The following is a 12,400-nucleotide window of genomic DNA, read 5'->3' as shown; positions in this document are numbered from 1 at the left end:
GATTTTTTGCCGGTTTTGATGTGATATAAACAGATTATAATTACATTTGCTATATATAGATGTGCAAAATAGTAATATATGAAGATCACGATAGATTCGGGGAACGAAACAACGGTAACGCTTGCAGGGCAATTGGATACGTTGACAGCAGTAGACTTTGAGAAAGAAATCCAAAAAGTATTAAGTGGTGATGCCACAAAGGTGATCCTTGTTGGGGCGGACTTGACGTATGTCAGTAGTGCCGGTTTACGCCTGTTATTAACCCTTCAGAAAGGGATGACGGCCAAAGGTGGTACCTTGCTTTTGCGGAACATACGGGAAGAAATCATGGAAATCTTTCACATAACGGGATTCTCTTCTATACTGACCATTGAATAATAAATGGGATGTACGTCGGTTATGAGAAAAGAGATACATATCATAAATGAGATAGACCAGTTGGTTCATGTTAGTGAAGCGTTGAAAGAGGTGCTTTCTCCTTTCGATTGGCCGCAAAAGATATGTATGAACTTGAATCTGGCATTGGAAGAGGCGGTAACCAATGTCATTTTGTATGCCTATCCGCAGGAAAAAAACAAAGATATAACGATTTGTTTGGAAGCCAGTGAGCACAAATTGAAGATTGTGCTTATGGATTACGGGGTCGAATTTGATCCAACGGCTCGCCCCGAACCCGACACCTCTTTGCCTTTGCATGAACGATCGATAGGCGGACTGGGTATTTACCTGGTCAAAGAGATGATGACGGATGTAAAGTACAGTCGACAAGGAAATAAAAATGTATTAACGATGACTAAAGAGATACGTTGATTATGGCAGACTTTAATGTAAAAGAAATACAACAACTAAAATTAAAGATTCAGATAGCCGAAAAGAGTCTTTTGGTAGGCGTCGTGGCAACCGGATTTGCTATTTATTATGATACTTTTTTTGGCCCTCTTGTTCTTGTATTGATTATTCTATTGATTGTCCGTTCGCGTTGGAAGAAGAAGCTGAAACAGAAAGAATACCTGGCAAAGATTGTAGAGGAACGCACTATTGAACTGCGCGTACAACGTGACCAGGTTATGCAGGAGTCGGAAAAGTTATCCAATGCATTGGACGCCTTGGCCGAAGCCCAGGATGAGTTGGTGCGTAACGAACGCCTGGCTACGGTAGGACAATTGACAAAAGGACTGGTTGACCGGATTCTCAATCCGCTGAATTATATCAATAACTTTGCCAGTCTGTCTGTGGACTTAGTGGCGGAACTGAAAAAAAACATTACGGATGAACAGGCTGTAATGACCAAGGAACTCTATGTCGACTCTGTGGAAATACTGGAGATGATAACCAACAACCTCCAGAAAATCACCGAACATGGAGCCAATACGGTACGTATCGTGAAAGCTATGGAGGAATTGTTGAAAGATCATAAAGGGAATTTTACTGCTGCAGATATTAATAATTTGTGCAAAGTAAACCTGGATGTGGTCACTAAACTGTATGATAAAGAAATCGAAGAGAAACAAATTGAATTGACTTTCGAAGGACTGGCTTTGCCACTGATGATTGATATTAATATTGAACAGATGAGTAAAGTCTTATTGAATATTTATCGCAATGCCTTATATGCCTTGTTGAAGAAGGCAGAAAAAGAAACTTATTCGCCCAAACTCCAGGTGCGTGTGAGAAGGGAAGGCCAATTTATTGTTATTTATATTCACGATAATGGTATTGGTATTGAAGAGAGTATAAAGAATCGGGTTTTCGAACCTTTCTTTACCACTAAACCTACTTCTGAAGCTTCCGGTATCGGGTTGTATTTGAGCCGGGAGGTTGTGTTGAATCATAAAGGGATACTTACAGTGACGAGTGAAAAGAATAATTTCACGGAGTTTGAAGTAAAGGTTCCTATTCATCAAAATATAGAAATAAAAGAGGCAAGCGATGAATCAGAATGATCGAATTAAGTATCTGGAAGAACAGTTAAGTAAACAGGATAAGTTGGCTTCGCTGGGAATGTTGAGTGCCGGTATTGCGCATGAGATACAGAATCCACTGAATTTTGTTATAAACTTCAGTAAGTTGTCCTCCAAGCTTTTGCAGGAGATGCAGGACGTATTGGAAGAGATAGACGATGTCTTGCCCGATGAATCGAAAGAAGATATTCATGACATCATGAATGATCTACGGGGGAATATGGGGAAGATTGAAGAGAATGGGAACCGAGCATCCAGTATTGTGCGGGGAATCCTTCTTTATTCGCGGGGTAAAGATGAATTTATTCCTACCGATTTGCAACAACTGATTCATGAATACCTTTGGTTGTCTTATCATGCAGTACGTGCCAATAATAAGAGTTTCAATGTAGCCATACAGGAAAACTACGGAGCGGATATACCCCTGCTTTCTGTTATTCCACAGGATCTGAGCCGGGCGGTTATCAATCTAATGAATAATGCCTGTTATGCTGTATTCAGTAAAGCGAAGATGGCCTCAGACACACCTTATCAACCAACGATCAAAGTCGATTTACGGAAAGAAGAGAATGGGGTGTTATTAACCATAGAGGATAATGGGGTCGGTATGCCGCAAGAGGTGCTTCAGATGTTGTATACCCCTTTCTTTACAACCAAGCCGGTAGGCGAGGGGACAGGCCTGGGTTTGTCTCTTACAAAATCTATTATTGAAAGTAAACATCAAGGAACGATAAAGGTGGAAAGTGTAGAGAATGAGTATACACGTTTTATTATTTCATTACCTGTTTCAAGAGGATAAGAAAAAATTATGGCGATAAAGATATTAAGTGTAGACGACGAACAAGACCTGGAAATATTATTGAGTCAGTATTTCCGGCGTAAAATAAAAAAAGGAGAATACGAATTTACCTTTGTCCACAATGGATTGGAGGCTTTGCAGGCTATTCTGGCTCAACCGGATTTTGATATTATATTGAGTGATATCAATATGCCGGAAATGGATGGATTGACCTTATTGACAAAGATCAATGAATTGCGTAACCCGGCCATGAAATGTATTATGGTATCTGCTTACGGAGACATGGAAAATATCCGTACGGCAATGAACCGGGGAGCATTTGACTTTACCACCAAACCGATCAACCTGGAAGACCTGGATCGTACGATAGAGAAAGCGATTGAACAGATAGACTTTGTCAAAAATGCCCAGAATGAACATTTACAATTGAAGTCTATTCAGTCGGATTTAAAGGTTGCACGGGAGATTCAGGAAACGATCTTGCCCAAGATGTTCGATCCTTTTCCGCGGGAAAAGACATTTGATATTTACGCTTATATGAGTGCTGCCAAATATGTGGGTGGCGACTTCTATGATTTCTTTAAGATCGATGACGACCGGTTGGGATTCGTGATTGCGGATGTCTCCGGCAAGGGGGTGCCGGCTGCCATTTTTATGGCGATCAGTCGTACGGTGATCCGTGCGATTGCTTTAAGTGAAAACTCTGCGGCCATGTGTATGAAACGAGCCAATGAGATTCTTTGTAAAGAAAGTGTGAACGATATGTTTGTGACTGTCTTTTATGGTATTCTTAATGTTCATACCGGTTTGGTTACGTATTGCAATGCAGGGCATAATCCTCCGGTTTTAATGAAATGCGATTCGACGGTCTCTTTTGTGACGTTGACCGGGGATCGGATATTGGGGGCTTTGACTGACTCTACTTATCACGAGAAAGAGTTGCAATTGGCTCCCGGAGATAATTTGTTTCTATATACCGATGGCATTACGGAAGCGAAGAATAAAACGAATGAGTTGTATGGCGAAAAACGGTTATTGGAAAACTGTATGGAGTTTACCGGTTATGCGTGCAAAGATATTGTCGAACGAATCACTGAAACTGTAGGTGAATTTGTTGTTGGGGCTGTACAATCTGATGATATTACAATCTTGTCTATCTCATACAAAGGTTGAAAACCTGTGTGAGGGGATACAAAAAAAGGATGCTTAATGAATAAGCATCCTTTTTTATGGGTATATTTTTTTGTGTTATTTCAGTAAAGCATCACGGATAGCCAGGATATCAGCATTGGCATCTCTGGCTGCCTGGATAGAAGTAACTTTGTCTTTCAACGGAAGGATTGTCTCTCCTAAGGTCTTCATTTCAGGATAGTAAGCCGAAAGATCATTGGTGATTTCACCCAAGATTTCAATTCTTTTTTCCATGTTTTCAGAAAGACCGGCAGAAGTAGCATCTCCTTTAACAACCAAAGTCGGATTCGCTATCAGGCAAGCATATTCAGCTGCTGCACCTCCTAAGATATCAATAGCCACATGGATCTTATCGTCTTCGGCCAAGGCTTTTACCATCTTGTCTTCCTGGCTGGCATAGAAGTGTTGAATTTCTTCTTTTGTAGCTTCTTTTGGTACTGATACTTTCAGGATATCCAACAGATAAGAGATGTTCAGTTCTGCTGTTAATTTAGCCAATACACCTTCTACTTCAGTTGTCGGTTGGCCGGTAACTGTCAATACATTGAAATCTGCCAGATAGATACCGCAGGCACGGGCTTTCTGGGAAGGAGTGGTCAACTCAGCCGCTTGGGCTACCGCCAACATGTATTTGCTGTCAGCAACTCCTACAGTCACCTCACCCGATGAAATGCGGTAAGGAATTTCAGAGTCAGGCAGGTCGTTAAGTAACTGAATCGTTTCTGTTTTAAGTTCTTCCGTTAATAAGCTTTTAGGAATATTACCCGCAATGACGGCAGCTTCTTCTGTCGCTGCTTCTTCTTTTGCCTTTTTCCCGGTACAAGAAGCTATACCGAATATTACTACCGCTACGGTTAGCAGATTAACAAAACTTTTTTTCATAATGTTCATTTTAATAATTTGTATTCTTGTTTTCTAATATTCTTTGGGGTCCCGTATATATTTCCCGGGAAACTCTGCGAATATAGCTATTATGACTAAAACGACAAAGAAACCGAGAATCAATAAATTAAAATTATATGTTGAAATTAAATTCCCGGCGATATTCTTTTGTTGTGCATAGAAGTGAGCACGTCCCCAGTAATTATCCGGTTCAAAATAGATAAATCCTATCTGTGGATAGATCCGGTGGTTACTTTCTTTATAAAAACGGGAAGAGCGTACGTTCATGACCAACTCTTCAATGCCGGCATTGTGATGTTTCTTTTTCAGCTTATTGAACCAGGCGACGTCGTGTGTCTTGATTCTTTTTTGTTGTTCCTGCTCCAGTAAAGCTGTAAAGTTATGTGCCCTTTGACGGAGTGCTTCGGTGACTTTGTCGAGGTAATGGATATAGGATTCCTCTTTTCCTATTGGAGCTATACGGGCGGCACGGCTTAGTATGCCTAATTCATTCTGAATGGTTTGCCGGATGGAAACGCTGTCTATTCCATACATCTTGTCCACAAGATTACGCACTTCTTGGGCATGGATGTTTCCGTAGTATTGTGCCAGGTATTTTTCTTTTTCAATCGGGAAGAAGGGTTGATTGTACGTATTGCTTTTGAATTGCTCCACCATGAGTGCCTCAAATGTCCAGCGCGAAGGTATCACTTCTCCGATTAACGGCACTATGTTCTTTTGGGAAGCGCTGGTATTCAGGTCGTCGAAATTTATAACCAAACCGCATAATAAGATCTGAGGGATCAATAAAAGGGGAATGGATATATAAATAGCTACGATGGAACTGAGGGTTTGCGAGAGCCATAATCCCGTCAGGTTAGCCAGGAAGGCTGTGGTCCATAACAGGCTCCACCATATAAATAACATATCAAAGGGAACCCCCATAATCGCGTTTCCAACCCCAATAAACAACAAGGTCTGAAAGCCGGACAGAGCAAATAAATAAAAGATTTTGGACCAGAGGTAACTGCCCCTGCTCAGTTGCAGGAAGCGTTCTCTTTTTAATATGATCCGGTCTTTTATGATTTCTTCGGCACTGATACTCATGCCGATGAAGGTGACCACAATCACAGCCATGAAAATATAAGAAACAAAATTTTTATTGTTATACAATGTGTACTCCCCATTATGTACATAACGGGTAAGTAAGGCTACCAGTATGGCCAATAGAGGGGCTTCGACAAGGGCAATTATCAGGTATTGTTTATTGGTCAGTTTGGTGCGTATATTCCGCTCCAGAAAGATCAGGAATTGTTTCCACCAGGGTGGTTTTTGTTGCCGGTTTTCCGGTAGTTGGGTTTTCCGGATCTTTTTCCATGTGGGACGGGCATGGAGGTATCGTTCATGCCATTCTTCCGGTGTGAATTTGCGTATGTTCGTTTGATTCCCGGAGTCATCGATCATCTTGGAATCAATGATATTCAGGATCAGTTCCGGGTTTACATTTCCGCATGTACTGCATACACTGATGTCCTGGTCTGTGTATTTGGCCGCCTGCTTGAAGTAGGTGATGGCTTCGATCGGGTTCCCGTCATAAATCGGATATCCCCCTTTGTCCAACAACCATAAACGATCGAATAGTTTATATATTTCCGAGGAGGGCTGGTGGATATTGACAACGATCAAACGTCCTTTGTGTGTTTGTTCTTTCAACAACATGATGACCTTTTCCGAGTCGGTAGAGGATAGGCCCGATGTAGGCTCGTCCAGGTAAAGAATAGCCGGTTCCCGAAGGAGTTCAAGGGCGATGTTGAGTCGTTTGCGTTGGCCTCCGCTGATTGTTTTTCGGATGGGAGAACCTACTGCCAGGGATTTTATATCTGTCAGATCCAGTTCGGCTAATACCGTGTCGACGCGTTTCTCTAATTCATCCCTGGAAAGTCCTTCAAAAGAGAGACGTGCCGTGAACCAAAGGTTCTCGTATACGGTCAATTCTTCAATCAATAGATCATCCTGGGGAACAAAACCTATCAACTGCTTGCCTGCCGGACTATGAATCGCATGTCCATTTACAGTAATAGAACCCGAATCCGGCGTGATATTCCCATTCATGATACCCAACAAAGTGGATTTGCCGACGCCACTTCCTCCCATAATAGCCACCATCTGCCCGGATTCCAGGTCAAAAGAGAAGTTATGCAAACCATTGGTGCTCTTTTTGAAAGAAAATTCGATATCTCTTCCGGCCAGGTGTACCACCTGTCTTTCTTCTCTCTTATTGAAAACGTCCTGCAAATCACTGTGATATACAGGCCGGAACAACGGACTCTTTAATACGCTGCTGTGTTGCCAGCCATAGAATGTGTGCGGGGCCAGGGGGATGTCATTCATAAAGACCAGCCCGCTTCCGTTATATGTGAATATATACTTATCAAAACGTTTGATAAACAAGACCACAATATCCCCTTCTAATCCTTCACGGGAAATATGATTCTCGCAGGCATCCGTCTGCGTTTGACCGTCGATAATAAGCAGGGAAGGGGAGTGGATATGGGTAACAAATGCCAATATATCGTTGAACTCATCCTGGGACAGATTGAAAATATCAGCGACAATACCGAAGATGTGCAGATGGTCTTCCAGCCCTTTACTGTTGCTGTAAGCAAATTCAACAAAGCGCACCAAAAGGAGGTATTGCTCTTCGGCTGTTAATTTTACTTTCATCTGCGTGCAGATATTCCGGACAACCGTTTCTTTGTCTATGGGAAAAAGAGCATCGTCGTACATACTGCGCAGCTCGTTGTAAAGCCCAATATATTCTTCGTGAGAACGTACGCCAAAGTGGCTGGAAAGATAAGAATGAATAGCCCGGCGAGCCTGTTCGTTTTCGATTCGCACCATAGAGGCGAAAATCGCAAAGAGATTTAAGAGTCCATTGAGAATACTTTCATTCATGGATAAAAAGGCGGTTTTTTAATTACATACACTTCTGCAAAGATAAAAAGATAATCGAAACGAATTCTTCCTTTTTGAAGATATCTCTCTCCTTCATAATCTCCTGGACAGGAAAAGGTTCATATCTTTCACATAATTCTATTTTGAAAGAAACAATTATAGAATCAGTAAATGATTGTTGACTGTTTTGATGTTTTACTCAGATAGTAAGCCCTGCTTCTTTGTGTGATAATTTTGTAATTTAAAAATCCACTTTGCAAAACAGAGGCAAAGTGGATTTTTGTTTTTATGTAAATCACTCATAAGTTCCTGGATCATCTGGGTCAGAAGGATCATCTGGATTTTGTGGTTCATCGGGATCATTAGGAATATCTGGTTGAACTGGATTATTATCATCCGGTTTATTATCCGGCTTCTTATTAGGGGAGCGACGTATATAGGAACTTTCCCATTGCAAGATATAAGAATTAATTGTGTCGATAATGGATCCTAACAATTCGCGCATCTCTTCATCCTGTGCCAGCATCTCATTTGATTTGTACAAAGTATTGATACCGTCAGCAAGTTCGACATATGCGTTGTCTGTTTTTGGGCGGATCGTCTCCATTGTTCCTAATTCTTTTTTGGAATACTGGCTGGTCGCACGTTCACTGTAAATATCCGAAAAAGCCAGATTCTCGGTTTTTAATTGCACCACCGTAGCCGTTAAAGCCAACTGCGTTACAGCACTTGCATTTTCCGGCTTTTCCAGTTCCTGAATCATGTTCGAAAGAAGTGCCGTGTTTTCTACATACGCTTTCGTATTTACCCCTTTGAAGTTATCCAATACATATTTCAACTTTTTAGCTGCTGTTTTTGTAACAGGATCAGCGCTGTGGAGGGAGAAATCGACTGTCCGCTTGAACATCATAAACGTATCGTCCCGTTTCTTGTCGGCAGCTTGGATTTGCTCCGTTTCTGCCGCTTTCCGATGCTGTTTGAAAATTAGATCTTCTCGCTCGAACAAGGGACGATATACATTCCACAAACGTGTAAGCCCTGGCAGCAACACCATTTTATCAGTCATGAGTTTGATTACTGATGCGTGAAACTCAAAATGTTCTCCATTTCGGATGTTGTTCAATAGGTGACGAGAATTTAGGATAGTTTTCATAGTTCTATGTTTTAAATTTATAAATAGTAAGGTGGGATAAAGTTGCTAAACATTTAGGGGATTTCCCGCAAGTGCGGGATGTTTTGCAGCAGTTCTTTAGAGATTTCCGAAAGATGCGGGAAATGAGCCAGGATCATTGGCAAGTTTCCCGCACTTGCGGGATTGTTGGCAAGGGCGTTTTGGGAAATTCCGCATGCCAAGGAAAAGGAAAACAAAATTGTCCAGTTATATATCCTTAGATATTTACTACCTTTGGGACTCATAGAATAAACAAAACAAATTTAGGATACGGTATGAATACAAGTGAAATTTCAACAAAATCTATTAGAGAGATTATGCAAACCTCTGTTGAAAACAAAGCAACAGCGACTGTTTATAATACAGGTTATCATAGTGTTGACAACATTATGGGAGGATTAAAAAAGGGGGAATTAATTGTTGTAGGAGCAAAGACCGCTATGGGCAAAACAGGGTTTGCTATCTCACTGATAAAAAATATGTTCAATGAAAAGAAAATACCGATATGTTACTTTTCTTTAGAATCCTCCAGTCAACATATGGTAAATAGATTTTTTTCCATTTTTTGCGATATCGACACGGAAAAATTATATAACCAAGAGTTATCAGCAGACATAACAGATAAAGTAGAAGAGTTTGGAGATCTTCCTATCTACATTGATGATACGGCACTGGCTACAATTGATGATATAGCCTACAAAATCAGAAAGGTAGTAATAGAACACCATGTGGAAATTGTGGTAATAGATTATTTACAACGTATTTATTCTCAATTATCATATAATGAAAATAGATATTCAGAAATTAATTATTTTATGCGCATTCTCAAATCGCTATCTATGGAACTGAAAATACCTATCATAGTTCTATCTGAGCTAAATAGAAATTCTGGACATAAGGCACCACAGTTGTCGGATTTAAGGGATAGTGGTACTATTTGTGAAGATGCAGATACTGTATGTTTTCTTCACAGACCTGAATATTATGGGATATTTGAAGATGAACGTGGAAATTCGATGTCAGGAGTCGCAGAATTTATAATAGCAAAAAATAGGAATGGAGAAACAGGAACAGCTCGATTAAAGTTTGATAAGAAGAATGGAGGTTTTGCCAATTTAGAGAATAATAGGTAAGATGATATGGTAGGATGATAAAAAAAGTAGGAGAAAACAAAAAATGTTTTCTCCTACTTTTATTTTAGAGATGAAATTATTCACCCAATAAGATATCCAATATCTGAACAGCTGCTTTAGCGACAGATGTACCTGGGCCGAAGATGGCGGCTACACCTGCTTTGTACAGATAATCGTAATCTTGCGCAGGGATAACACCTCCGGCGATCACGATGATATCCGGACGTCCCAACTTCTTCAATTCTTCAATAACCTGAGGCACCAATGTCTTGTGACCAGCAGCCAAGGAAGAGACACCCATTACGTGCACATCGTTTTCAACAGCTTGACGGGCTGCTTCGGCCGGAGTCTGGAACAAGGGTCCCATATCTACGTCGAATCCGCAGTCGGCATAACCGGTTGCTACTACTTTTGCCCCGCGGTCGTGTCCGTCCTGACCCATTTTGGCGATCATGATACGTGGCTGACGACCTTCTTTCTTGGCAAACTCCGCAGCCAGTTCAGTGGCTTTCTGGAAGTCTGCGTCTTTCCCTGTTTCTGATGAGTACACGCCTGAAATAGTTCTGATGATTGCTTTATAACGTCCTGCTACTTCTTCGCAGGCATCTGATATCTCTCCTAAGGAAGCACGCAGGCCGGCAGCTTTCACAGCCAGTTCAAGCAAGTTCCCTTTCTTCGTACGGGCACATTCGGTAATAGCAGCTAATGCTTCTTTTACGGCCACCTCGTCACGTTTGCCGCGTAGGTCGTTCAAGCGTTCGATCTGCTCCAGACGTACGGCGGTATTGTCGATCTCAAGGATATCGATAGGATCTTCTTTTTCCAGACGGTATTTGTTGATACCTACGATTGTCTGTGCCTGAGAGTCGATACGAGCCTGAGTACGGGCGGCAGCCTCTTCGATACGCATCTTGGGTATACCCGTTTCGATAGCTTTAGCCATACCACCCATATTTTCGATTTCCTGAATCAATGCCCAACCTTTGTGTACCAATTCGTTGGTCAATGTTTCAATATAATAGGAACCTGCCCATGGGTCGATCTCTTTACATATCTGCGTCTCTTCCTGGATATAGATCTGCGTGTTACGTGCGATACGTGCGGAGAAGTCGGTTGGCAAAGCGATCGCTTCGTCGAGTGCGTTGGTGTGCAACGACTGGGTATGTCCCAGTGCTGCTGCCATGGCTTCGATACAGGTACGTCCTACGTTGTTGAACGGATCCTGCTCGGTCAGCGACCAACCGGAAGTCTGACAGTGCGTACGCAGAGCCAATGATTTCGGGTTCTTCGCACCAAAGCTCTTTACGATCTTCGCCCACAACATACGTGCAGCACGCATCTTGGCAATTTCCATAAAGTGATTCATACCGATCGCCCAGAAAAACGACAGGCGCGGAGCAAATGCATCCACATCGATACCGGCGTTGATACCGGCACGCAGATACTCCATACCGTCACAAAGGGTGTAAGCCATCTCGATATCAGCCGTTGCCCCTGCTTCCTGCATATGGTATCCGGAGATAGAGATCGAGTTGAACTTAGGCATCTTCTGTGAAGTATATTCGAAGATGTCGGCGATGATCTTCATAGAGAATTCGGGTGGGTAGATATAGGTGTTACGCACCATGAACTCTTTCAGGATATCATTTTGGATCGTTCCTGCCATCTCTTCCAGTTTCGCTCCTTGCTCCAGTCCGGCATTGATGTAGAATGCCAACACAGGAAGAACGGCACCGTTCATGGTCATAGATACAGACATCTTGTTCAAGGGGATACCGTCGAACAATACTTTCATATTCTCCAACGAGCAGATAGACACACCGGCTTTACCTACGTCACCTACCACACGTTCGTGATCGGCATCGTATCCGCGGTGAGTAGCCAAGTCGAAGGCAACAGAAAGTCCCTTCTGTCCCGAAGCCAGGTTACGACGATAGAAAGCGTTTGATTCTTCTGCTGTAGAGAACCCGGCATACTGACGGATCGTCCAGGGACGCATCGCGTACATACCGCTATACGGTCCACGCAGATAAGGAGGCAAACCAGAAGCATAATTCAGATGCTCCATGCCTTCCAGGTCTTCTTTTGTATAAACGGACTTAACCTCGATATGCTCAGGCGTCTTCCAATCCGCTTTAATACCATTCTCTTTTGCCCATTCCGCACCATTCGTGGCTACGAATCCGGCATTCTTTATATCTATATTCTTAAAATTCGGTCTCATAATATTTCTTTTAGTAGTTATCACTTTGTTAGTAGTCATCGCTTCGCTAGTAGTTATCACTCGCTTCGCTCCTTAGTAGTAAGT

Annotated in this window: 10 protein-coding genes; 6 read left to right on the top strand and 4 right to left on the bottom strand. The window is 42.1% G+C overall.

Annotation, left to right across the window (positions count from 1 at the left end):
• Positions 1-78 precede the first annotated feature (78 nt).
• From D0T51_RS01615 to D0T51_RS01595, 5 genes are read left to right on the top strand one after another with little or no spacing between them, the layout of a single operon-like run.
• Positions 79-378, top strand: a complete 300-nt coding sequence (locus D0T51_RS01615; RefSeq protein ID WP_163724221.1) for an STAS domain-containing protein — start codon at positions 79-81, stop codon at positions 376-378.
• Between the two features lie 21 nt (positions 379-399).
• Positions 400-810 carry an ATP-binding protein gene (locus D0T51_RS01610; RefSeq protein ID WP_163724218.1) on the top strand — a complete coding sequence of 137 codons (411 nt, stop codon included), beginning with the start codon at positions 400-402 and terminating at the stop codon, positions 808-810.
• Between the two features lie 2 nt (positions 811-812).
• Positions 813-1,943, top strand: coding sequence for a sensor histidine kinase (locus tag D0T51_RS01605; protein WP_163724216.1), 1,131 nt, complete (start codon positions 813-815; stop codon positions 1,941-1,943).
• On the top strand, positions 1,930-2,760 hold the full coding sequence (locus D0T51_RS01600) for a sensor histidine kinase (protein ID WP_163724213.1): 831 nt from the start codon (positions 1,930-1,932) through the stop codon (positions 2,758-2,760). The genes D0T51_RS01605 and D0T51_RS01600 overlap by 14 nt, the downstream gene beginning before the upstream one ends.
• A gap of 9 nt (positions 2,761-2,769) precedes the next feature.
• Complete coding sequence (locus D0T51_RS01595; protein WP_163724211.1) at positions 2,770-3,933, top strand: PP2C family protein-serine/threonine phosphatase; 1,164 nt, start codon at positions 2,770-2,772, stop codon at positions 3,931-3,933.
• 75 nt (positions 3,934-4,008) lie between these two features.
• Here the strand turns inward: D0T51_RS01595 and D0T51_RS01590 are convergent, their stop codons facing one another.
• The 3 genes from D0T51_RS01590 to D0T51_RS01580 form a co-directional block, all read right to left on the bottom strand.
• The gene (locus tag D0T51_RS01590) at positions 4,009-4,833 is read right to left on the bottom strand and encodes a hypothetical protein (RefSeq protein WP_163724208.1); all 825 of its coding nucleotides are present in this window, start codon (positions 4,831-4,833) and stop codon (positions 4,009-4,011) included.
• A 33-nt stretch (positions 4,834-4,866) separates the two neighbouring features.
• Positions 4,867-7,788 (bottom strand): ATP-binding cassette domain-containing protein, encoded by a 2,922-nt coding sequence (locus D0T51_RS01585; protein WP_163724207.1) that lies wholly within the window; start codon positions 7,786-7,788, stop codon positions 4,867-4,869.
• Between the two features lie 295 nt (positions 7,789-8,083).
• Positions 8,084-8,941, bottom strand: coding sequence for a DUF6261 family protein (locus D0T51_RS01580; protein WP_163724205.1), 858 nt, complete (start codon positions 8,939-8,941; stop codon positions 8,084-8,086).
• A gap of 293 nt (positions 8,942-9,234) precedes the next feature.
• Here D0T51_RS01580 and D0T51_RS01575 point away from each other — a divergent pair, with 293 nt between their 5' ends.
• On the top strand, positions 9,235-10,092 hold the full coding sequence (locus D0T51_RS01575) for a DnaB-like helicase C-terminal domain-containing protein (RefSeq protein ID WP_163724203.1): 858 nt from the start codon (positions 9,235-9,237) through the stop codon (positions 10,090-10,092).
• A gap of 76 nt (positions 10,093-10,168) precedes the next feature.
• Here the strand turns inward: D0T51_RS01575 and scpA are convergent, their stop codons facing one another.
• Positions 10,169-12,316 (bottom strand): methylmalonyl-CoA mutase, encoded by a 2,148-nt coding sequence (gene scpA / locus D0T51_RS01570; protein ID WP_163724200.1) that lies wholly within the window; start codon positions 12,314-12,316, stop codon positions 10,169-10,171.
• Positions 12,317-12,400 lie beyond the last annotated feature (84 nt).

Source organism: Parabacteroides sp. 52, from assembly GCF_010500925.1.
In the GTDB taxonomy this organism is placed as follows: Bacteria; Bacteroidota; Bacteroidia; order Bacteroidales; family Tannerellaceae; genus QVMG01.
This window is presented reverse-complemented; position numbering and strand designations above follow the sequence as displayed.

What these genes read in the sequence shown, in the direction of transcription:
- D0T51_RS01615 (WP_163724221.1), top strand. Translation starts at nt 79, where the DNA reads ATGAAGATCACGATAGATTCGGGGAACGAAACAACGGTAACGCTTGCA.
- D0T51_RS01600 (WP_163724213.1), top strand. Translation starts at nt 1,930, where the DNA reads ATGAATCAGAATGATCGAATTAAGTATCTGGAAGAACAGTTAAGTAAA.
- D0T51_RS01585 (WP_163724207.1), bottom strand. Translation starts at nt 7,788, where the DNA reads ATGAATGAAAGTATTCTCAATGGACTCTTAAATCTCTTTGCGATTTTC.
- scpA (WP_163724200.1), bottom strand. Translation starts at nt 12,316, where the DNA reads ATGAGACCGAATTTTAAGAATATAGATATAAAGAATGCCGGATTCGTA.
- D0T51_RS01610 (WP_163724218.1), top strand. Translation starts at nt 400, where the DNA reads ATGAGAAAAGAGATACATATCATAAATGAGATAGACCAGTTGGTTCAT.
- D0T51_RS01595 (WP_163724211.1), top strand. Translation starts at nt 2,770, where the DNA reads ATGGCGATAAAGATATTAAGTGTAGACGACGAACAAGACCTGGAAATA.
- D0T51_RS01580 (WP_163724205.1), bottom strand. Translation starts at nt 8,941, where the DNA reads ATGAAAACTATCCTAAATTCTCGTCACCTATTGAACAACATCCGAAAT.
- D0T51_RS01575 (WP_163724203.1), top strand. Translation starts at nt 9,235, where the DNA reads ATGAATACAAGTGAAATTTCAACAAAATCTATTAGAGAGATTATGCAA.
- D0T51_RS01605 (WP_163724216.1), top strand. Translation starts at nt 813, where the DNA reads ATGGCAGACTTTAATGTAAAAGAAATACAACAACTAAAATTAAAGATT.
- D0T51_RS01590 (WP_163724208.1), bottom strand. Translation starts at nt 4,833, where the DNA reads ATGAAAAAAAGTTTTGTTAATCTGCTAACCGTAGCGGTAGTAATATTC.